Annotated in this window: 14 protein-coding genes and 1 tRNA gene; 11 read left to right on the forward strand and 4 right to left on the reverse strand. The window is 38.8% G+C overall.

The window, feature by feature from the left end; genetic code table 11:
- Nucleotides 1–2: 2 nt before the first annotated feature.
- From GJ691_RS19855 to GJ691_RS02700, 4 genes are all read left to right on the forward strand, one after another.
- Complete coding sequence (locus GJ691_RS19855; protein WP_179955006.1) at nt 3–3,116, forward strand: UvrD-helicase domain-containing protein; 3,114 nt, start codon at nt 3–5, stop codon at nt 3,114–3,116.
- A gap of 10 nt (nt 3,117–3,126) precedes the next feature.
- Entirely contained in the window at nt 3,127–4,320 is a 1,194-nt protein-coding gene (kbl, locus tag GJ691_RS02690; protein WP_154363476.1) for a glycine C-acetyltransferase, read from the forward strand.
- A 113-nt stretch (nt 4,321–4,433) separates the two neighbouring features.
- Nucleotides 4,434–5,780, forward strand: coding sequence for an OmpA family protein (locus GJ691_RS02695; RefSeq protein ID WP_154363478.1), 1,347 nt, complete (start codon nt 4,434–4,436; stop codon nt 5,778–5,780).
- Nucleotides 5,781–5,858: 78 nt separating this feature from the next.
- On the forward strand, nt 5,859–8,612 hold the full coding sequence (locus tag GJ691_RS02700; protein WP_154363480.1) for a PD-(D/E)XK nuclease family protein: 2,754 nt from the start codon (nt 5,859–5,861) through the stop codon (nt 8,610–8,612).
- 1 nt (nt 8,613) lies between these two features.
- On the opposite strand, the gene GJ691_RS02705 is transcribed toward GJ691_RS02700, so the two are convergent.
- Complete coding sequence (locus GJ691_RS02705) at nt 8,614–9,327, reverse strand: SDR family oxidoreductase (protein ID WP_154363482.1); 714 nt, start codon at nt 9,325–9,327, stop codon at nt 8,614–8,616.
- Nucleotides 9,328–9,422: 95 nt separating this feature from the next.
- Between GJ691_RS02705 and GJ691_RS02710 the strand changes: the two genes are divergently transcribed.
- The 4 genes from GJ691_RS02710 to GJ691_RS02725 all read left to right on the forward strand — a co-directional run bounded on the left by GJ691_RS02710 (nt 9,423) and on the right by GJ691_RS02725 (nt 15,190).
- Nucleotides 9,423–9,496: transfer RNA gene (locus GJ691_RS02710), tRNA-Ala, on the forward strand.
- A 386-nt stretch (nt 9,497–9,882) separates the two neighbouring features.
- A complete protein-coding gene (gene nrfH / locus GJ691_RS02715; protein ID WP_179955007.1) occupies nt 9,883–10,485 on the forward strand; it encodes a cytochrome c nitrite reductase small subunit in 603 nt (200 codons plus the stop codon).
- A gap of 7 nt (nt 10,486–10,492) precedes the next feature.
- Nucleotides 10,493–11,989 (forward strand): ammonia-forming cytochrome c nitrite reductase, encoded by a 1,497-nt coding sequence (gene nrfA, locus GJ691_RS02720; RefSeq protein WP_154363484.1) that lies wholly within the window; start codon nt 10,493–10,495, stop codon nt 11,987–11,989.
- Nucleotides 11,990–12,040: 51 nt separating this feature from the next.
- Complete coding sequence (locus GJ691_RS02725; protein ID WP_246200090.1) at nt 12,041–15,190, forward strand: cytochrome c biogenesis protein; 3,150 nt, start codon at nt 12,041–12,043, stop codon at nt 15,188–15,190.
- Nucleotides 15,191–15,217: 27 nt separating this feature from the next.
- Here the strand turns inward: GJ691_RS02725 and GJ691_RS02730 are convergent, their stop codons facing one another.
- From GJ691_RS02730 to GJ691_RS02740, 3 genes are all read right to left on the reverse strand, one after another.
- Nucleotides 15,218–16,480, reverse strand: a complete 1,263-nt coding sequence (locus tag GJ691_RS02730; protein ID WP_154363486.1) for an alginate export family protein — start codon at nt 16,478–16,480, stop codon at nt 15,218–15,220.
- A gap of 280 nt (nt 16,481–16,760) precedes the next feature.
- Nucleotides 16,761–17,885 (reverse strand): glycerate kinase, encoded by a 1,125-nt coding sequence (locus GJ691_RS02735; protein WP_154363488.1) that lies wholly within the window; start codon nt 17,883–17,885, stop codon nt 16,761–16,763.
- 199 nt (nt 17,886–18,084) lie between these two features.
- Complete coding sequence (locus tag GJ691_RS02740) at nt 18,085–18,882, reverse strand: universal stress protein (RefSeq protein WP_154363490.1); 798 nt, start codon at nt 18,880–18,882, stop codon at nt 18,085–18,087.
- A 53-nt stretch (nt 18,883–18,935) separates the two neighbouring features.
- On the opposite strand from GJ691_RS02740, the gene GJ691_RS02745 reads away from it, so the two are divergent.
- From GJ691_RS02745 to GJ691_RS02755, 3 genes are read left to right on the forward strand one after another with little or no spacing between them, the layout of a single operon-like run.
- Nucleotides 18,936–19,436 (forward strand): GNAT family N-acetyltransferase, encoded by a 501-nt coding sequence (locus GJ691_RS02745; RefSeq protein ID WP_179955008.1) that lies wholly within the window; start codon nt 18,936–18,938, stop codon nt 19,434–19,436.
- 15 nt (nt 19,437–19,451) lie between these two features.
- Nucleotides 19,452–20,786 carry an MATE family efflux transporter gene (locus GJ691_RS02750; protein WP_154363492.1) on the forward strand — a complete coding sequence of 445 codons (1,335 nt, stop codon included), beginning with the start codon at nt 19,452–19,454 and terminating at the stop codon, nt 20,784–20,786.
- A gap of 21 nt (nt 20,787–20,807) precedes the next feature.
- The gene (locus GJ691_RS02755; RefSeq protein ID WP_154363494.1) at nt 20,808–21,575 is read left to right on the forward strand and encodes an enoyl-CoA hydratase/isomerase family protein; all 768 of its coding nucleotides are present in this window, start codon (nt 20,808–20,810) and stop codon (nt 21,573–21,575) included.
- Nucleotides 21,576–21,692 lie beyond the last annotated feature (117 nt).

Genomic DNA, 21,692 nt, shown 5'->3' on the forward strand with positions numbered 1-21,692 from the left:
CAGTGTCTGGACATTCCTTTAAAATATATAATGCATCCGCAGGTTCGGGAAAAACACATACCCTGACCAAGGAATATTTAAAGATCGTACTTTCTTCGAATCGCACTTTCAGCCAAATCTTGGCCGTGACTTTTACCAACAAGGCAGTAAACGAAATGAAGCAGCGTATCTTGAAAAGTCTTTTTGAATTTTCAACTACCCCTTCGATCAACGATGCTTCGGTAATGTTCATTGACCTTATGACTGAACTGGATATTGATTTTGAAAAACTTAAAAAAGAATCCCGTACGACCCTGAAACTCATTTTGCACAATTACGGTTTTTTTGATATTTCGACCATTGATAAATTTAACCATAGACTGATCAGAACCTTTGCAAAGGACCTTAAGATCGCCCAGAATTTTGAGGTTGTGCTAGACACTGACCTGCTTCTCAATGAGGCCATCGACAACCTCCTGGAAAAAGTGGGACAGGATGAGGTGCTGACCCAAATTTTAATGGAATTCGCCCTAGATAAGATCGATGAGGACAAAAGCTGGGATATTTCGTTCGATTTGAATAAAATCGGGAAATTGATTTTCAACGAGACGAACATCAGACATATCGATTTATTGAAGCAAAAAAGTATTAGTGATTTTATCTCATTAAGAAAAAGTATTGAGGAAAAAATCAAAAGATTCAAAAGTGACCTCATATCAAATGCAGAGGAGAGTTTAAAATTAATTTCGGATAACGGACTTGATCATGGGAATTTCAAATCCGGTTACTTTCCTAAATTCATGATAAAAATCACTAATGGCGATCTCGACTTTGATTTTGGTGCTGCTTGGAAACAAAATTTTGACACTGCCCCCCTTTATGCAAAGTCCTGCCCCGATGGTTCAAAAGTCATCTTGGACGGTTTACAACCCCAATTAAGTGCAATTTTCAAAAGACTCAAATATATTCATAGTAAGGTTTTATTTTTAATCAATATCAACAAGAACCTAGTTCCCCTTACGGTTTTGAATGCTATTCAGGCCGAAGTAAAGTCGATTCAAGAAGAACGGGGGCAACTTTCAATTTCCGAGTTCAACACCCTAATTTCGAACGAAATAAAAAACCAACCTGCTCCTTTTATATATGAGCGCTTGGGAGAAAAATACCGTCATTACCTGATAGACGAATTCCAGGACACCTCCGAATTACAATGGAACAATCTTGTGCCATTGGTGGGCAACGCCCTCGAAGGGGAAGATATACAAGGCAACAGAGGCTCCTTGTTTTTGGTCGGTGATGCCAAACAGGCCATTTATCGCTGGCGGGGGGGAAATGCCGAACAATTCCTGAATTTGGTTAATGAGCAGACCAATCCGTTTTTCATTTCCCCAAAAACCTATAATCTACCTTCTAATTACAGGAGCCATGAAGAAATCATAAATTTTAACAACGATTTTTTCACTGTTACCAGCCCGTTACTGAACAACCATCTGTACAAAGAATTATTTGAACAAGGCAATCAACAAAAAACAAACAGCAAAAAAGGAGGGCACGTACAGCTAACCTTTATTGAAAAGCAAGAAGAACAGGATTTAGATGGGTTGTATTGCGAAGAAGTACTTAGAACCATAGAGCAACTTAAGGAAAAAGGCTGCCCCTTGCGTGATATCGCAATTTTGGTCAGGGACAATAAACACGGTTATACCCTTGCGGATTACTTGACCGAAAAGTCAATTCCAGTAATTTCCCCAGATTCCCTATTAATCGGCAACATTGAAAAAGTACGTTTTTTAATTGATCTTTTACAATATACCAGCCATACCGACGATCTTGAGGCAAGCTACAACATCCTCTATTATCTATTGGGTGATGACCCCAATGCACATACGTTAATACATAACAACCTGCATAACTTGGATGGTTTTTTATTGAACAATTATGATTTTAATTTGTCCTATTTAAACAACAGATCGGTTTATGATGGTTTGGAGCTGGCCATTAAACGGTTTGACCTTGCCCAAATTTCTGACGCTTATCTCACTTTTCTATTGGACATTGTCCTAGAGGTAGAACAAAAAGAAGGAACGGGAATAACCACGTTTCTATCTTATTGGGAAAAGAAAAAGGACAAGTACAGTATTGCCGCCCCGAATAATTTGAATGCCGTAAAGATCATGAGCATACATAAATCCAAAGGGTTGGAGTTCCCAATTGTCATTTTCCCTTATGCCAATTCAAATATCTACAAAGAAATAGACCCTAAATTGTGGCTTAGCGTTGATCGTAACGAATATAATGGTTTTGAGGAATTATTGATAAACAGCAAGAAAGAAGTCGTTGATTACGGTGAAAACGCTGCAATTGCCTATGAAGAGGAACGGCATAAACTTGAACTGGATGCTTTCAATATATTATATGTAGCACTTACAAGGGCAGAAAAGGCATTATATATCATTTCATTGAAGGAACAAAGTGCCCTTAAATCGAATAGAAAAACGCATTATTCGGACGTTTTCATACAATACCTTAAAGACAGACAACTTTGGACCGACATTGAAACTGTTTATTCCTTTGGAATATTGGAAACCAACACCGACCCGTTGGATACTGAGGCAAATGAAAGAACCATCCCTTATCAGTATTCAAATAAGGAAAACCCAAGTTTTAAAATTTTGGCCAAAGGGGGCATGTTGTGGGATAGCGCCCAGGAAGAAGCGATATTACAAGGCAACTTGATTCATCATATTCTCGGACTTATTGAAACGGGAGATGATGTAAGCTCCGTTTTTAAAGATTTGGAACGTAAAGGAATGATAGCTAATGAAGAGATTCCCATCTTAAAAGAAAAAATAACAGCGGTAACCGACCATAGTTCCCTTAAAAAATACTTTTCCAAAGGAAATACGATAATGAACGAAAAAGAAATCATAACCGAAAACGGTCAAACGCTTCGACCTGACCGTATCGTCATCTCCAATGGTAAAGCTACCATAATAGATTATAAAACAGGAAAGAAAAACGATGCTTATCAAAAGCAGTTGCAATCATATGCCCAAGTCCTGGAACAAATGGGCCATACCGTTGAGAATAGAATTATCGCATACATCAACCAAGACATATTTATAGAATACGTTTAAAAAATCAATTATGTACGGAAAAATAAAGCAGTTTTTGACTGAAGAATTGGAATCCATTAAAGAGGAAGGACTATTTAAAAGTGAAAGGATAATAACATCTCCCCAAGCCGCCATAATAAAACTGGCATCGGGAAAGGAAATAATAAACTTCTGCGCCAACAATTATTTGGGACTCTCGTCACATCCCGAAGTTATACAAGCTGCAAAAGATACCATGGACACCCATGGTTTTGGAATGTCCTCAGTTCGTTTCATTTGTGGTACACAAGACATTCATAAAGAACTAGAAAGTAAAATAGCCGATTTTTATGAAACTGAGGATACCATATTATATGCGGCCGCTTTTGATGCCAACGGCGGTGTCTTTGAACCCTTACTTGGACCGGAAGATGCCATAATATCGGATGCACTCAACCATGCATCCATTATAGATGGAGTTCGTTTATGTAAGGCCAAAAGATATCGTTATGCCAATGGCGACATGTCGGATCTTGAGCAACAATTGCAACAAGCACAAAAAGACAGTGCCCGATTCAAGATCATAGTTACTGATGGGGTATTCTCTATGGATGGACTTTTGGCCCCATTGGATAAAATATGTGACTTAGCCGATAAGTACGATGCATTGGTCATGGTAGATGAATGCCATGCCGCAGGTTTTATAGGAAAAAATGGCAAAGGAACACTGGAAGAAAAAGGTGTAATGGGGCGTGTTGATATTATTACAGGTACTTTAGGAAAAGCTTTAGGTGGCGCAATGGGTGGTTATACTACCGGTAAGAAAGAAATTATAGAATTACTCAGACAGCGATCAAGACCTTATTTATTCTCAAACTCATTGGCCCCATCGATAGTAGGGGCATCGATAAAGGTTTTTGAAATGCTGGCCGATAACACTTCCCTTCGTGATAAATTACAATCAAATACCGAATATTTCAAAAAAGGAATAAAGGAAGCGGGGTTTGATATTATCGATGGTGAATCCGCGATTGTACCCGTAATGTTGTATGATGCCAAGCTTGCCCAGAATATGGCAACCAAGCTATTGGATCATGGTATTTATGTTATCGGTTTCTTTTATCCTGTAGTTCCAAAGGGCAAGGCACGTATTAGGGTACAACTATCAGCTGCTCATGATCTTGCACATTTGAACAAGGCGATAAATGCATTTATTACGGTGGGAAAAGAGCTGAAAATCGTTTAACTGTCGAATTTATCCTATAAAAAACGTTAAAAAAAATAGGAATATATTTTTGTTAATAATATTTAACAACTTACATTTGCAGCTAATAAACACTTAAACTTAAAATTTTGAACATGAAACATCTTAGCAAATTAATGGTTGTTGCCCTACTTGTTGTAGGAATTAACAACTTACAAGCGCAAGACGAGAATAACCCTTGGCAAATTAGTTTTGGGGTAAACGCCGTTGATGTGTATCCTACTGGTGACTTCCCAGGCAGTTCTTTCGGTAATGAATTCTTTAATGCGACTGACCATTGGAACATTCTTCCATCAATTTCTTACGTTGGCGTGTCTAAATCTGTAGGAGACGGTTTCTCTGTAGGTGCTAGAGGTTCTTTAAATAAAATTTCCAAATGGGGAGATACTGATGTTGATGATTTATCATACTACGCTATTGATGGTACTATCAAATACAACTTTTTGAAAAACACAGTTATCGATCCTTTCGTTGAAATCGGCGGTGGTTATACTTGGATTGATGAAATCGGAGCTGGTACTGCTAACGGTGGTATTGGTGTTAACGTTTGGTTTACTGAAAATATCGGTCTTACCTTACAGACTTCATACAAACATGCATTTGAAGATTATCTAGTTCCACACATGCAACATTTAGCTGGTATCTCAGTTAAATTTGGTGGTACTGATACTGATGGTGACGGTGTTTATGACAAAGATGATGCTTGTCCAGAAGTTGCTGGTCTTGAAGCTTTCAACGGTTGTCCTGATGCTGACGGTGATGGTATCGAAGACAGCAAGGATGCTTGTCCTAATGCTGCCGGTTCTAAAGAAATGAACGGTTGTCCTGATGCTGACGGTGACGGTGTTGCCGATAAAGATGATGCTTGTCCTAACGAAGCTGGTTTAGCTGCTCTTGCAGGTTGTCCTGATGCTGACGGTGACGGTGTTGCTGATAAAGATGATGCTTGTCCTAACGAAGCTGGTCCTGCTGAAAACAAAGGATGTCCTTGGGCTGACAAAGATAACGATGGTGTATTGGACAAAGATGATAAATGTCCAGACGTAGCCGGTACAGTTGCTAACGCTGGTTGTCCTGAAGTTACTGAAGAAGTTCAAAAACAATTGAATGATTACGCTAGAACTATCTTATTCGATACAGGTAAATCTTCTATCAAAGCTGAATCTACTTCCGTAATGGTTGACATCATTCAAATCTTGAAAGAATACCCAACTGCTAAGTTTACCGTTGAAGGTCATACTGATAGCGTTGGTAGTGCTAAATTGAACCAGAGCCTTTCTGAGTCAAGAGCACTTTCTGTAAAAGACTTCTTAGTAGAAAAAGGTATCGATGCATTTAGATTGTCTGCTGTTGGTTACGGTGAAGACAAGCCTATCGCTACTAACAATACTAGAGCTGGTAGAAAACAAAACAGAAGAGTTGAAATCAACTTGATCAAATAATTCTTTTACCGAGAATAATTTCGAAAATAATTTTGAAAAGCCCTGACGATATCGTCAGGGCTTTTTCTATTTTTGGTTATGCTTAGCTTTTTAGAACAAGTTTTAACCTCCATTTACAAAGAACGAGGTTCCTTTGAAAACATCGTCTTTGTACTTCCCAGCAAAAGGTCTGGATCCTATTTAAAAAAAGGGATTTCCAAAATTACGGATAAACCCATATTCACCCCTGAAATATACAGTATTGAAGAGTTTATAGGAAAAATATCCGGCCTTGAAACCGCTACGAACACCCAACAACTATTCGACCTTTACTATACATATCTAGAACAAACAGAAAACAATCAGGAAAATTTTGTTGATTTTGCTAAATGGGGTCAAACCCTGTTACAGGACTTCAATGAAATAGACAGATACCTTATTGATTCTGAAAAATTATTTGCGAACCTTTCTGCCATCCAAGAAATAAACCATTGGTATGTTTCCGCAGAAAAAACAGATATGGTCCGGAATTACATTGATTTTTGGAACAAACTCGAAAACCTCTACAATAGATTTAACTTTAGGCTAATTCAAAAAGGTTTTGGTCACCAAGGACTTGTTTATCGAAAGGCTTACGAAAACCTTGATTCATATACAGAAAACCATAAGAACAAACATCATGTTTTTATTGGTTTCAATGCCTTGAATACCGCTGAAAGTGCCATAATACAACGTATCCTGGCCGCAAATAATGCCGATATTTATTGGGATTTAGATGCATATTTTCTCAATGATCCAATACATGATGCGGGTTTATTCGTGAGAAGCCATCATAAAACTTGGCCTTATTTAAAGAAAAATGGACTTAAAGGCATTTCAACAACATTCACACAAGAAAAACAAATTGAGGTTATCGGCGTTCCCAAAAGTATTTCCCAAGCAAAATATGTTGGCACGTTATTAAAACAAATCGCTACAGAACAAAACGGAATTTTGAAAAGAACCGCAGTTGTACTGAACGATGAATCACTACTAAATCCATTATTGAATTCAATACCCACTGAACTTGATAAGGTGAATATTACCATGGGCTTCCCCTTGAACAAAACCTCATTTGAGAGTTTTTTCAATCAATTTATAGAACTTTATGTTCACAAACAGCCCAACGGTTGGTATTATAAAAACATCCTGTCTTTTTTATCCCATCCGTATACCGATCTATTGTTAACCCATAATGAGATTTCTTACGCCCGAGTCATCACACAAACAACTACATCTCAGAACCTTACTTTTCTAACGAAAAACAAATTACGATCAATTATAAGTTCCGAAAACATCCCTTTAGATACATTGTTTTTAGAGCCTATTCCCTCTCCCACATATTTAGTGGAATGTATTTTGAATTTGATTTCTATTCTGAAATCGAAACTCCAAGCTTTGGGCAATTCACTGGCTTTGGAAGAATTGTTCAGATTCTATGGCATTTTCAATCAAATCACGACTATCCTCAAAGAGCATAAGTTTATAAATGACCAAAAATCTTTCCACACCTTATTTAAAGAACTCGTTTCAATGGAAACGTTGGATTTTAAAGGAGATCCAATCGAAGGACTACAGATCATGGGAATGTTGGAAAGTAGGAATTTAGATTTTGAGACGGTAATCCTAACATCGGTAAACGAAGGTATATTACCGGCTGGAAAATCGAACAATTCTTTCATTCCTTTTGATTTGAAAAGGAATTTCGGTCTTCCGACCTTCAAAGAAAAAGATGCCGTTTACACCTATCATTTCTATCGCCTTTTGCAGCGTGCCAAAAACATCTATCTCATATACAACACCGAACCCGATGTCCTGGAAGGAGGGGAAAGAAGTCGCCTTATCACACAACTATTGACCGATGATACCTTAAAGAAAAATATAACAGAATTCATTGCCGTCCCCGAAATCAAGGTTACTCCCAAAAAAGAGATAGCGGTCGATAAGGATGGTGCTTTATTGCAGTTAATAAAAGAACATGCCGCTAAAGGATTCTCGCCATCATCATTAAGTAATTATGTTAGGAACCCGTTGGATTTTTACAAACAAAACCTGCTTAGAATCAACGACTTGCAAGAAGTCGAAGAAACCGTCGCAGCCAACACTTTCGGCACCATAATCCATGACACCTTAGAAGACCTCTATAAGCCACTGGTAGGTAAATATCTGAACAAAGAGGTACTGGTAAACATGAAGGGAAATATAGAAAAACTGGTTAAACACCATTTTAATAAGTCCTATTCATCTATTTCAATGTTGCGGGGTAAAAATCTAATCGCTTATAATGTCATCCTAAAATATGTACGATCGTTTATAGATCATGAAATTCGTGAAAGTAAAAAACACCAAATCAAAATCCTAGGTTTGGAAAAAAAGATGACAATTGACGTAAGTTATCCTGAAGTGGGTTTTCCCGTGAAACTCACTGGAAAATTAGATAGAATAGATGAAATTGACGGAATACTTCGAATCATTGACTATAAATCAGGAAAAGTATTACCCAGCCAAGTTGCGATATTCGACTGGGCGCTACTTACTGAAGATTATAAATATAGTAAAGCTTTTCAACTGCTTTGCTATGCGCTAATGTACACTGAAAACAAGCCAGTAAACCAACTTGAAGCCGGCATCATCTCCTTTAAGAACCTAAGTGCGGGGTTATTAAGTTTTGGCATCAAGGAAAGTGAAAAAAGCAGGTCCAAGCCCAACAAATCTATAACCCAAGAAACCCTATCCCTGTTCTCTACAGAGCTAAAAAGGCTCATTCTTGAAATTTGCAATCCCAATGTTCCTTTTATTGAAAAAGAAGTTTGACTTATTTTTTATCCGGTCTTGTTGGCCTAACCTCAATTTTACTGGGTAACGTACGTGGATGCATTTTCAATAAATCCAAAACCAATTCACCGATATCCTCAGGCTGTATTTTCCAAGCATCCTTTTCAGACGGCTCATTATTGTTGAAATGTGTGGCCACAGAACCCGGCATTATCGTGGAAACCTTGATATCATACTTACGCAGATCTAGCATTACCGCTTGTGTAAAGCCCACAACACCAAATTTTGTTGCATTATAACCGGCACCATTGGCAAAGAAATTCGTTCCTGCCAAACTAGCCAAGGTCATGTAATAACCTTTTGACACCTTTAAAGCCTCTACTGAAGCTTTTAGGGTGTGAAATACACCCGTTAGGTTAGTATTTATCATACTACCCCACTGATCCTCGGTTAATTCATCTACCGGCGCGAAATGACCTACGCCGGCATTGGCCAAAACCACATCCAGTTGACCCCACTTATCCAATATTTCTTTAACGGCCAATTCCTCATCACCTAAATTAACCACATTCGATTGTAATGCTAAAACTTGGTCACTATCGCCCAATTGTGCTGCGGCGGCTTTTACCGTAGCAATATCCCTACCACTGATGGCCACTCTCATTCCGGCCCCCAAAAGAGTTTTGGCAACACTAAACCCAATACCCTTTGATCCCCCAGTGATATAAGCTACTTTTCTTTCTAAATTAGACATATTTTCTATTTATTATTTAAACCTTTTTAAAGAAAACGAATATACAATTTTGATACTTGAACAAAAAGTATTTCCTTTGACGTTCGATTAGCCACGGGGGATTAGCTCAGCTGGCTAGAGCGCTTGCCTGGCAGGCAAGAGGTCACCGGTTCGACTCCGGTATTCTCCACATTCAAGTGCACTAATTCCTGCACTTAAAAATCTAAACCGCCAAGCTTGCTTGAGCGGTTTTTTTATGTAGTCCGTTTTCATGGTTCAATTATGGGTAAATACTGAATAGGGCAACTATGCCCTAAGACTATAATAAGCTGAAATCGCCATTTTCCAATGCCAAATAATACACGCTTCATTTTATAGCCCCATTCTTACCTTTAGCCCCATCTTCAGGAAAAGAAAACTTCATTATATAACTTCTATCGAACTCAAAAAGCCCGTTCTATCGAAACTGGGCTAATATTGATAACATATTATCCATGAGTTAAATAAACAATGTAAAATAAGATAATTCTTATAAAAAAATGTTATATTCAAACTTAATATACCTATTTTCGCTGCGTGAAATTTAAATCTAACTTTCTTCCCAAAAAGGGTTCTCCGATACGATCCTTTGCTGTTTTTTCCATAGCGGCAATTATCGGTATTGGTTTTTTTATGATGAAAGAAGGTGAAGTGCTTTCATATATGTCGGATAATCCCCAAGCATGTGTCAATTGTCACGTTATGACCCCCGTATATAATAGTTGGATGCATAGTTCACACCGCGAATGGGCTTCATGTAATGGCTGTCATGTTCCCCAGGACAATTTTGTGAACGCCTATTATTTTAAGGCAATGGACGGCCTATATCATGCATCTGTATTTACAGCCAGAGCTGAACCTGAAGTTATTTTCATGAGGGAAGGGTCACAAGAAGTTGTGCAAAATAACTGTATACGTTGCCATGTTCAACAGGTGACACAAACAAAATACAGTGGTTTTATTGAAGATCATCAAGAAAATAGAACCTCACGTAAATGTTGGAGCTGTCATAAGGAAGTACCTCATGGCCGAATCCACGGAATGTCAACAGTCAAATATAATATAGCCCCTTTACCCACCGACCAAGAAGAAATGGTTATACCATCTTGGTTAGAAAAAGAAATGGCAGCTACTAAATAACAACCTTATGAAAAACAAAGTTCTATTTGTGGTAACAATTATAGTCGTCTTTTTATTGGGACTACTTGCCTCAAGCATAATCAACAGAAAGAGTGAAGCTAAATACCAATATGTTCCTCAAGTGGATATTGGGGAAAATGAACCTCGTAACGAGGAATGGGGAAAAAACTACCCTAGGGAATACCAATCTTGGTTACAGACATCCGAAACTTCATTTGCATCTTTCCAAGGTGGTTCGGCCATGCGTGATGTACTTGAAGAGGACCCACGGTTAGTTGTTTTATTTGCCGGATATGGATTTTCCAAAGATTATAACCAAGGACGGGGTCACTACTATGCCATAGAGGATATTCGAAATACATTACGTACCGGAGGTCCTAAAGGTGAAGGGGATGGACCCATGCCGGCCACTTGCTGGACCTGTAAGAGTCCTGATGTTCCCCGTTTAATGAACGAGAAAGGAATTGCAGAATTTTATGATGGGAAATGGGCAGATAAAGGAGCTGAAATAGTAAATCCCATAGGCTGTGCAGATTGTCATGATCCAAATAACATGAAGTTGCGAATTACACGACCTGCACTTGTCGAAGCTTTTGATGCCATGGGTAAGGACATCAACAAAGCCACCCACCAAGAAATGCGTTCCTTGGTGTGTGCCCAATGCCACGTTGAGTATTATTTCGACAAGAAAAAACCTGGAAATGAAGGAACTCCGTATCTAACTTTCCCTTGGAAAAATGGTATGGATGTTGAATCTATGGAAGCCTATTATGATGAAATGGAATTCTCCGATTGGACCCACCAAATAAGTAAAACCCCAATGTTGAAGGCGCAACATCCTGGTTACGAAACCTATTTGACCGGTGTACATGCGGATCGAGGTGTTTCATGTGCAGATTGTCATATGCCTTACAAAAGTGAAGGAGGACAAAAATTCACCGATCACCATTTACAATCACCTTTGAACAATGTTGCAAATTCATGTCAAGTATGTCACAGACAAGAGGCTGATAAATTGCGTGCCAATGTTTATGAGCGCCAAAAGAAAGCAACTGAAAACAGATTGAAATTAGAAGACCTTTTGGTTAAATCCCATATTGAAGCAGGTAAAGCCTGGGAATTAGGCGCCACGGAAGAACAAATGAAACCTATCCTAACGGATATTCGTCATGCCCAATGGCGTTGGGATTACGCTGCCGCATCGCACGGGGCATCTTTCCATTCTCCGGTAGAAACTGCCAGGGTTTTAGGTGGAGGACTAAATATAGCCCAAGAAGCCCGTGTAAAATTAGCTAGGTTATTGGCCACTTTAGGTTTTAACCAAGAAGTACCCATGCCCGACATTGCTTCCAAGGAAAAAGCCCAGGAATTTATTGGTCTGGATATGGAAAAACTTATCAAGGAAAAAGAAGAATTCAAAACCAATTTACTTCCCAAATGGCTTGAAGAAGCTAAGGCCCGTGAAGATAAAATGGATTCCAAAGCCGTGAGTATGAACGATTAGTAGTCGATTTAAAAACCTATTTCTAAGGGCTTTTAAAGCCGAAAACTTTTCATGAAGATATTCTATCGTATTTTTTCCTCACCAATATTGGCGCTGGTCTTGTTATTGGCATTTGCAATAGCAATGGGAGCCGCTACTTTCATAGAAAACGATTTTGGTACTGCCACAGCTTGGATAAAAGTATACGATTCTACATGGTTTGAGTTGGTAATGATCGGTTTGGGTCTTTGTTTTGCAGCCAATATTTATAAGTATAGACTTTGGCGCAAAGAAAAATGGGCTATCCTACTTTTTCACATCGCTTTTATCATCATCCTTATAGGAGCCGGAATTACACGCTACTATTCATATGGTGGTATAATGCGTATTCGTGAAGGAAAATCTTCAAGTACCATTATTTCGGATAAAAATTATCTGCAGGTACATATTACCGATGGAAAACAAACCAAACACCTTAAACAGGAACTAAACTTTTCTCCCCTTAGTGATAATGATTTTTCCATTTCTACGGATTTTAATGCCAACCCCATAAAAATTTCGCATAAGAGATTCGTAGCAGATGCCACCCCTGAAATAGTTGACGACCCAGAAAAAGGTGTCCCTTTACTGCAAATGGTAGTTACATCAGGGAACGGCAGGGAAACCGTTTTCCTTGAAAAAGGGGAAATAGAGGAAATTGGAAGTCATAAACACAAAATAGGTTTTGAGGCCGAAGGAGCCGATGTAATAAACCTCATAGAGAAAGATGGTGATTTTGAGATTTTTTCACCCCACTCCCTCGACTTTTTTATAATGGCCGATCAAACGGCCGGGGTCATTAAAGGAGACACCCTGCAACCCATGACCTTACGTACTCTTTATCGTTCAGGGGATCTTTCTTTTGTTCCCTTGTCATTCCACGAGTCCGGTAGCATAGAGATAGTTAGTACATCAGAAAAACCAAAAGACAACGACAAAGTAAAAGATGATGCCTTGCTTTTGAACGTTCAGGTAAATAATGAACTGGAAGAAATAACCTTACTTTATCGTGAGGGCTTTTTACCAACAACCCATGAAATAAATGTTGATGGAGTCAACCTAAGATTCTCCTATGGCGCAATGCCCATTGAGATACCGTTTAAAGTTCAATTAAACGATTTTCAATTAGAACGCTACCCAGGTTCTGAAAGTCCGTCAGCATATGCAAGTGAAGTAACGGTATTGGATGGGGAAACTAAAATGCCCTTCCGAATCTTTATGAACAATGTTCTGGATCATGGCGGCTACAGGTTTTATCAAGCAAGTTATGATACGGATGAAAAAGGCACGGTATTATCGGTAAATCATGATGTGTTGGGTACAAATGTGACCTATCTGGGCTACTTTTTAATGATGATAGGCATGTTCTTCACCCTTTTCGGAAAGAGTTCCCATTTTACGGTAATCAACAAAAAACTGAAAAAACTGAAAAACAAGAAAACTGTTGTTGTGCTATTTCTATTCGGCTTAATGAACCTTGGCCTTCATGCTCAGCAAACCAACGATACCATTTCGATTCCTGAACTTGTTGCCCATCAAGAAATCGACAAACAACATGCAGCACTTTTTGGCCGATTAATGGTCCAGGATTTAGACGGTCGTATAAAGCCCATTAATACCCTTGCCTCTGAATTTTTGCGTAAAGTATCACGTAAACCATATTTCAAGTTCGAGGAAGATGGCAAAACTATACATTTGAATGCCAATCAGGTATTTCTTGCCATGCATGTTTCACCTGGGGCGTGGCAACAGATTCCGATAATAAAAATTGATACAAAGAAAGGCGGAGGATTTTTTGATGCCCTAAAAATTACCGATGATGGTTTGATCTCATTTGATGACTTGATCAACCCCAGTGGTGATTACGTGTTGTCAAAGGTAGCGGAAGAGGCCAATGCCAAGAAACCTGCCGAACATTCCGAATTTGACAAGGAAGTACTTAAAGTAGATGAGCGCTTTAATATACTGTTCAATATTTTTTCAGGGAATTATCTAAAAATTTATCCCAATAGTCTGGATGCAAATGATACTTGGTTTAGTTATACCCATCATTTTAAGGATTTTCCTCCCGAAGACGGTCGTTTTGCCCAGACCATAACACCTTCCTATTTTAATGATGTAGCAGATAAAAATTGGGCTGCGGCAACGGAGAAATTATCTTATATAAATACATATCAAAGTACTTTGGGGGCCAAGATTATACCCAGCAGCCAACGTGTGGAGGCAGAATTATGGTATAATGAAATGAACCTGAACTTTTGGTTATTCCAAGTCTTTTTTACCATTGGTTTTATTTTACTGGCACTGGCTTTGGCCAAAATATTCGTACAGAAACGATTTATGGATGTTTTATGGAACATCCTTATTATACTCTCATTAATCAGTTTTTTGGTTTTTACAGGGAACATAATCCTTCGGTGGTATGTCGCCCAACATGCTCCGTGGAGTAATGGCTATGAAATGCTCATTTTCGTTGCTTGGGTATTGATGCTCTGTGGGTTATTGACATTTCGTAAATCTGATTTTGCGTTACCCCTTGCTACGCTCTTTACAGGTTCATTGCTATTCGTAAGTTACTTGGATTGGTTAAGTCCTGAAATCACGAATTTGATGCCAGTGCTCAAATCTTTTTGGCTTAAAGTTCATGTAGCGACCATCGTGAGTAGTTATGCACCCTTGGCATTATCCTTTATTCTCGGTTTCATGGTTTTGATCTTAATGATAATAGAAACCAAAAAATCCCATGAAGCAATAAGTATCCGAATCAAAGAATTGACCTATATCAACGAAATTTCAATGACAATCGGTGTGTTCGTCCTTTCTGTGGGAACGTTTCTTGGAGGTATCTGGGCCAATGAGTCCTGGGGTCGCTATTGGGCATGGGATCCCAAAGAAACATGGGCATTAATTTCAATTATCATCTATGCCATTGTACTGCATCTTCGGTTTGTACCGGCATTAAAAAGCCGCTACGTATTGAATACTGCAAGTGTTTTTGCCTTTGGATCTATAATAATGACATCTTTCGGAGTAAACTATTATTTGTCGGGGTTACATAGCTATGCCGCTGGAGACCCATTACCCATTCCTAAATTCATTTATGTATTGATTGCTATTGTTGTGGTCACATCCATAATTGCTTTCATTAGGATGCGCCACAACAAAAAACAGTTTTCTAATTAGAGTGTCGAGTGTCCGAACTCAACAATATCAATCCAATTTGGTCGTAAATAAGGTTGGGTTAATGGTAACCATTAGCCATCCCCAATAATTGGAGTTGTCATCGACATTGTTTTTTAGCAGCTCCATTCCTTCAGATGCGAACAATTGCGAATACCCAGCTTTTATATTGATGTCTTTTTTAAAGTTGTAGTTGAATACCAAATCCGCTTCAACGCCCAGTTGTTTTGAATCGCTACCTTGAATATCTGCTGCAGCGGAGAAATTGTGGATTCTGGCATTTAAGGAGGTATCCTCTCCTAATTTGAAAACAGAACCAAGATATAAATCCATTAAACCAATATTGTTCGCATGGTTTCCTACATAGAAATAATCCATTAATCCATTGAACTTGTGATTGGTACCATAAAATGGTGTGAATGCTTTGTTCTCGCCTTCCGAGACACCCCCATTATCATTGCCACTCATTAATTCCCCACCTGCTATCAAAGACCATTTGGGATTCATTTTATAATTAGCCTCCAAGGAAATCAAATACGCACTAAGGTCATTTTCATTTACGTCATTACCAAATTGGTAGTATAAATTCGCCATCCATCCTAAAGTTTGTTGCTTATTGGATTTTAAATGTGTACCTATGGTTTGGCTATAACGCGTTTCATTATTATCCGCGTTCAACTCATCAGTAAATTGCAGACCATTGTTCAAAAACAAAAAACTAGCCGATATGGATTCCCATTTTTGATTGAACCATGCGAACTGCATACTTTTATAGGTATTGGTCGTAAGTACATTTCCAATGTTGGATTCCGCATCTTGATTAAATGCCGCACCCAAATGTAAACTGGAATTACCTTTAGAATACTTAAACAAAGCCACATCATGGCTACGTGCTTGTTGTGCCCATCCAACGCCACCTAAAATTCTTTGGTCGTCATAACTTAAAACTTGTCTACCCAGTTTCAATGAAAACTCAGGGTTAAACAATAACTCGCCCCAGGCTTGATGAACCGAAAAACCATTGCGGTCGGCTCTGTTCAATTGAGGCACATCACCCCATACGCGAATGTCTTGTACACTCAAATAAAAGTCGAGATAATCTTTTTTGAAACTTGTATTTAAACGTGTTCGCTGGGAAATGAATGCCGATGCATCTACATTGTCAGGGAAAAGTGATCCAAAACCGTGTCGGTATTCAAATCTTGGCCGTAATTCAGCATCAACTTTTAATTGTGCATAGCCAGAAGTGCTAATAAACACTATTAAACATAGCTTAAATAAATTTGTTCTCATAATTGTATTTGGAGGTTGATTAACTGCAAAGGTAGTACATATTTAGCTCCATTAAAATTCAATATTTTAAAAAGACCACGATCAATCAAGTTCACCTGATTATTCGATAAAAAAGCAGTGAGTAGCCAATATTCCTAAATTCTATAACACCAAAATTGCTTCACACTAACAACAATATTGATTTAATGAACCCGATTGTATTTTTAGCGCATACCCTTTAATTTTCCCCGAAGTAAGCTATACCATTCTTCCGATTCGGCCATAAGCCCGCCTCGAAAAATTATTTTATGAGATTGGCGAAATTATAAGTTGCATTGACCAAATTATCATAACTCTTGGCCATTGCTTCTTGTAAGGTCCCGACACCCCTAACTATGGAAGCTACATATTCAATGCCGAATGCTTGCTGTTGTGCTATGGATATACTGACCGATCCACATAATGCCGCTACCGGTATCTGCTTTCGTTTGGCGGATGTAACGACCCCATCAATGGTCTTACCAGAGAGTGTTTGTTCGTCTAACTTTCCTTCTCCCGTAATGATCCAGTAGGCACCTTCGATGGCCGTATCAAAACCTGACAGCTCTTTGACCATATCGATCCCCGAGATCAAATCTCCTTTTAGGAAAATAAGGGCACCTCCACCTACTCCACCTGCTGCACCGGCTCCGTCTATTTTCTGTAAATCCATATTAAATCGCCTATGGATGATTTCAGCAAAATTGGTTAGCCCTTGATCCAATAGTACAATTTCATTGTCTGATGCTCCTTTTTGTTTTGCGTAGACATAGGCGGCGCCATTTTGACCGTAAAACGGATTGGTAACATCGCAAGCAACTTTTACCATTACCCCATTGAGTTTGGGGTTTATATTAGAATCATCGATTTTACGTACCGCAGCAAGATTGCCCCCTATAGGTTCCAATTCTTCTTCATCCCCATCCAAAAAACGATATCCCAAAGCACTTGCCATACCCATACCCCCATCATTGGTGGCACTTCCACCAATACCCAGGATGATTTCCTTTGCACCCTTTTCCAATGCATCGACAATTAATTCGCCCGTACCCAATGTGGTCGTGTACCAACAATTGCTTTCTTCATCTTTGAGCAACTTGAGTCCGGATGCCTCAGCCATTTCAATATAGGCAATCCCGGTACCCTTGGAATACAAATATGACGCTTCAATAGGTCTAAAAAGTGGGTCATTAACCGTTACCGATACCTTATCGCCATTGATGTAATGCCGTGCGACTTCCATAGTACCATCACCTCCGTCGGCCAATGGCATTTTGAAGATTTCTGCTTCTTTAAATACCATTCGAAGTCCTTCTTCTACGGCATCGCAGAATTCGAATCCGGTCAAGGAACCTTTAAATTTGTCTGGAGCGATAATGAATTTCATAAGCTAAAATCAACTTAATAATTCCGGTAGAAAAACACCATTTGCCCCAAAAACCCAAAAAGGTATCCACGCCATGGTCGGAAACACCCAAAAGGCATCGATATAAAGGGTTATTCCTAATTGGTATTAGGATATTCCACTTACATAATCAGGTAATTAGGACCTCTAAAAAATAAACCGTCTTATCCAATCTACGGAATCAGTCTTTCTTGACACTCAGGACCAGAACCGGAATGGGTACCGAAAATTCAGATTTACTAATGGTATTCTTTTCCCATAACTTAACGAAAAAGCCCCTCTTTCTGCGAAAAACACATAACAAATCGGGTTGTTTAGACTGAAAATGTTCCATTACCCCAAGATAGGTAGTAGGGTTTTCAGTGATGGTAAGTTTATAGCAAAGATCCATCAATGCGGTATTGATCCTTAAATCATCATCGGTATATCCAGGTGTTTTCACAAGAAGTAAATTGACCACAGCATCATGTTTCATCTTTATCTCCATTAGTGGGGCCAAAATACGTTTACGCTTTAGAATCCCCGATTTAAATGCGGTCAATATATTTTTAAACGGCTTGTATTTAATACCCTCAGGTACGATCAAAGCCGGAATATTGGTTCTTTTAATAATCCTCCCTGCCGTAGTACCCAAATAAAGATCTTCATGGACATGATTGCTCTTTGGGGACAAAATTATCAAATTAATACCCAGTTGTTTGTCTATTTCCTTGATCCCATCAACTATTTCCCCTTTATAGGTAGCTATGTTAATTTCAACATTTTTGGAATCGACCTCTGAGATAATGGTCTTTAAACGCTCTTTTCCACTCTTTGCGAGCTTTTCGGAGATGTTGGTCAAACTCCCGGCTTTTGCACTTACGTTATACGCATCCATTACATAAACTTTTAATGAAAAGTCAGCAGCAAAATCAACAGCATATTGTAAGGTTTCATTAACGTTGGGCAAGGTACCAATGGGTACAAGAATGTTCTGCATAGCGGCAAATATTGATTAATACTTTAAATTTACGACTAAAATAAAACCTATTCGTGATTCGATTGGCAAAATTACCGGAAATTCATGACATTTTAAATGTCACTAATTCATGTGCCGCTTTTATGATCGAGCACGGTATTTATCAATGGAACGAACATTACCCATCAAAAAATGCTTTTCTAAAGGATATTGAAAGATCTGAATTGTACGTTCTGGATAACGGGGAAGGCATTATCGGTACCATTGTAATTTCAACCCTGATGGACAAAGAATATATTCCTGTTCAATGGCTTACCCCGAATTATAAAAACCTCTATATACACCGTTTGGCCATAGACCCTTCCCAACAAGGTAAAGGATATGCCCAAAAATTAATGTCTTTTGCGGAAGACAAAGCCAAGAAAAACGGACTTGTTTCAGTTCGTTTGGATACTTTTAGCCAGAACAAACGTAACCAACGTTTTTATGAGGCCCGCGGATACAATAAGCTATCAGACATATATTTCCCCAAACAAAGTGAGCATCCTTTTCATTGCTATGAATTGATTTTATAATCCAGGAACAATACTTTGAAAACAGTCGTAAGTTTTAAAACCATAAACAAATTGGCAATTCCGGCAACTATCGCAGGAATCGCCGAGCCCATTCTGTCAATCACCGATACCGCCATTGTTGGGAACATTCCTGTAGACGGATTGGAATCACTGGCCGCAGCTGGTATTGTCGGTTCCTTTCTTTCTATGCTCATTTGGATATTAGGCCAAACCCGTAGTGCCATTTCTGCCATTATTTCCCAATATTTGGGAGCCGGAGAACTCGAAAATGTCAAGACCTTACCCGCACAGGCCATTTTTTTGAATATTTCGTTGAGTATCATCGTTCTATTATCTACCATATTCATTATCGAAGAAATATTTGTATTCCTGAATGCTTCCGGAAAAATACTCGAGTATTGTATCTCTTATTATTCCATTCGTGTTTGGGGTTTCCCTTTAACCTTGTTCGTTTTTGCGGTAATGGGGATATTCCGAGGATTACAAAACACGTATTATCCCATGTTGATCGCCATAGTGGGTGCTATACTAAATATTGGTTTGGACTTTTTACTCGTATATGGTATTGAAGGTATAATTTCCCCCATGTATCTTAAAGGTGCCGCATATGCCAGCTTAATTGCACAAGCGATAATGGCAATCATGGCTTTTTTCCTCTTAATTTCTAAAACCGATATAAGCCTAAAGGTCCAATTTCCCCTTCATAAGGAATTGAACCGATTGATTATCATGAGCCTAAACCTCTTTATCCGAGCAATAGCCCTGAATGTTGCCCTTATATTAGCGGTAAGGGAAGCAACGGCACTTGGTGACAAATATATAGGTGCGCATACCATTGCCATTAACCTTTGGCTATTTTCTGCCTTTTTTATTGATGGATACGGTGCAGCCGGAAATATTATGGGAGGCAGGTTGTTAGGGGCCAAGGATTTTAAAGGACTATGGCAACTAGCCAAGAAAATAATGATCTATGGGGGAATTGTAAGCATTCTTTTAATGCTCATCGGTTTCCTTTTCTACAAACCTATAGGCCATATTTTCTCAAATGAGACGGCTGTGCTTAAAACATTCTACAGTATCTTTTTTATCGTTATCCTAGGGCTCCCCATGAATACCGTAGCTTTTGTTTTTGACGGCGTTTTTAAAGGTTTGGGAGAAATGAAATATCTTAGGAACGTACTGTTAACGGCAACATTTCTAGGTTTTGTGCCAACCCTATTTTTGACCAAATACGCCCATTGGGGCCTACATGGCATTTGGATTGCCCTTACCGTATGGATGGCCATCCGTGGTGGTGCGTTGGTTTGGAAGTTTAGAAGAAAGTTTCGCCCGTTATTGCAAAACACCTAATTTTGATTAAAATTATAATATATGACCACTAACAGGGAAAACGGAAGCTTATATACTACCATTGATAATAAGGTAGCAACAGTTGAGTTTGGCCATCCGGCCGGTAATTCTTTCGTTACCGAATTATTGAACCGTCTTGCCGATGAAATCAACAAATTATCCGAAAATAAAGACATTTCCGTAATCATACTTCGATCAGAAGGTAAACGTGCCTTTTGTGGCGGCGCATCCTTTGAGGAATTGACGGCCATAGGTAACATGGAAGAAGGTAAAACTTTCTTTAGCGGTTTTGCCCATGTCATCAACGCCATGCGTACGTGCAATAAGGTAATTGTTGGTCGAGTCCAAGGAAAAACCGTTGGTGGCGGAGTTGGTCTAGCAGCGGCATGTGACTATGTTTTTGCCTCTGTAGATGCTTCTATTAGATTGTCAGAATTGACCATTGGTATAGCACCATTGGTAATTGCCCCTGCCGTTCAAAGAAAAATAGGGACCGCTGGCTTATCCGAGTTATCATTGGCCCCTACCGAATGGCAAAATGCCTACTGGGCCAAAGAAAAAGGATTGTTCGCCAAGGTATTCGATTCTATAAAGGAAATGGACAAAGAAATCGATTTTTTTACCCAACAATTATCCAACTACAATCCTGAGGCATTGTATAAATGGAAAAAAACACTTTGGGAAAACACCGAGCACTGGGATAAACTTCTTTCCGAAAGGGCTGCAATTTCCGGATCACTGGTATTATCCGAATTTACGGTAAATGCACTATCCAAATACAAGAAATAATAAACCTATATCCATTCCGTTCTATTAACAAAAAATATAAACATGGAACTATTGAATTTCTTAAACGGCAACCTTGTTTTTCCTTTATTGGCTTTATTTGTTGTAGTCGCCTATTTT

Source organism: Maribacter luteus (assembly GCF_009674825.1).
Classification (GTDB): domain Bacteria; phylum Bacteroidota; class Bacteroidia; order Flavobacteriales; family Flavobacteriaceae; genus Maribacter_A; species Maribacter_A luteus.

Excerpts from the sequence above, each read along its gene's own strand:
- kbl (WP_154363476.1), top strand. The coding sequence starts at position 3,127 with ATGTACGGAAAAATAAAGCAGTTTTTGACTGAAGAATTGGAATCCATT.
- GJ691_RS02695 (WP_154363478.1), top strand. The coding sequence starts at position 4,434 with ATGAAACATCTTAGCAAATTAATGGTTGTTGCCCTACTTGTTGTAGGA.
- GJ691_RS02700 (WP_154363480.1), top strand. The coding sequence starts at position 5,859 with ATGCTTAGCTTTTTAGAACAAGTTTTAACCTCCATTTACAAAGAACGA.
- GJ691_RS02705 (WP_154363482.1), bottom strand. The coding sequence starts at position 9,327 with ATGTCTAATTTAGAAAGAAAAGTAGCTTATATCACTGGGGGATCAAAG.
- nrfA (WP_154363484.1), top strand. The coding sequence starts at position 10,493 with ATGAAAAACAAAGTTCTATTTGTGGTAACAATTATAGTCGTCTTTTTA.
- GJ691_RS02725 (WP_246200090.1), top strand. The coding sequence starts at position 12,041 with ATGAAGATATTCTATCGTATTTTTTCCTCACCAATATTGGCGCTGGTC.
- GJ691_RS02730 (WP_154363486.1), bottom strand. The coding sequence starts at position 16,480 with ATGAGAACAAATTTATTTAAGCTATGTTTAATAGTGTTTATTAGCACT.
- GJ691_RS02735 (WP_154363488.1), bottom strand. The coding sequence starts at position 17,885 with ATGAAATTCATTATCGCTCCAGACAAATTTAAAGGTTCCTTGACCGGA.
- GJ691_RS02740 (WP_154363490.1), bottom strand. The coding sequence starts at position 18,882 with ATGCAGAACATTCTTGTACCCATTGGTACCTTGCCCAACGTTAATGAA.
- GJ691_RS02755 (WP_154363494.1), top strand. The coding sequence starts at position 20,808 with ATGACCACTAACAGGGAAAACGGAAGCTTATATACTACCATTGATAAT.